This window comes from Actinoplanes sp. NPDC051633, from assembly GCF_040681735.1.
In the GTDB taxonomy this organism is placed as follows: Bacteria; Actinomycetota; Actinomycetes; order Mycobacteriales; family Micromonosporaceae; genus Actinoplanes.
In genome coordinates this window covers 1-1,119 of record NZ_JBFAZH010001777.1, presented here as the reverse complement: position 1 = coordinate 1,119, position 1,119 = coordinate 1, and the positions used below count along the sequence as shown (strand labels likewise).

General features: G+C 74.1%; 1 protein-coding gene. It reads right to left on the bottom strand.

Features of this window, described 5'->3' with window-relative positions; translation table 11 throughout:
- Positions 1-33: 33 nt before the first annotated feature.
- Positions 34-1,119, bottom strand: a 1,086-nt coding sequence (locus AB0M20_RS45075) for a DUF6596 domain-containing protein (RefSeq protein WP_364307778.1), incomplete at its 5' end; no start/stop codon positions are given.

Here is a 1,119-nt window from a genome sequence, read left to right as displayed (position 1 = left end):
CCCACCGACGGACGGGCCGGCCTCAGATCGACATCACTCGCCGAGAAATTTCAGGCGGTCTTCCAGGTACCGCCGCTCGGCCTCGGTCGGGGCGAGCTTCACCGCCTCCTGGTACGCGACCCTTGCTTCGTCCGGGCGCCCGGCCCGGCGCAGCAGGTCGGCCCGGGTGGCGGGCAGCAGGTGGTATCCGCCGAGACGTCCGGTTGCGGCCAGCTCGTCCACCAGGGCGAGGCCGGCCGGCACGCCGTCGGACATCGCGACCGCGACGGCCCGGTTCAGCGTCACGACCGGTGACGGCGCCAGGCGTTCCAATCGTGCGTAGAGTGCGGCGATCTGCGGCCAGTCCGTGCTCCCGGTGTCGGGTGCGGTGGCATGGCATGCGGAGATGGCGGCCTGCACCTGATAGGGACCCGGCCGGGACAGCGCCAGCGCACCATCCAGCACGGCGACACCTTCGGCGATCATCTTGTGGTCCCACCGGGTCCGGTCCTGCTGCTCGAGGGTGACCAGCACGCCGCCGTCGGTGCGCGCCGCCCGCCGCGCCTCGCTCAGCAGCATCAGCGCGAGCAGGCCGCGCGGCTCGGGTTCGGCCGGCAGGAGATGGACGAGCACCCGCGCGAGGTGGATCGCCTCGGCCGTCAGGGCGCGGCGGCCGTCCGGCTCGTCGTACCCCTCGTTGAAGATCAGGTAGAGCACCGCCAGGACCGCGGTGAGCCGCGACGGCAGCAGCTCGGCGGGCGGCACCCGGTAGGGGATGCCGGCCTCGGCGATCTTGCGCTTCGCGCGGACCAGGCGCTGCGCCATGGCGGGCTCGGCGGTCAGGAACGCCTTGGCGATCTCGGCCGTGGTCAGACCGCAGAGGGTACGCAGGGTGAGCGCGATCCTCGCCTCGAACGGCAACGCCGGGTGACAGCACGTGAAGATCAGCCGCAGCCGGTCGTCGGGGATCTCCTCCACCTCCGGCTCGTCGGGCTCGCGGGCCAGCACGGCGAGCCGGCGCAGCTTGGCCAGCCCGGCCGCGTCGCGCCGCAGCCGGTCGTTCGCGCGGTTGCGGGCGGGCGGGGTCAGCCAGGCGCCCGGGCGGCGCGGGATGCCGTCGCGTGGGCAGGTGGCCCGCGC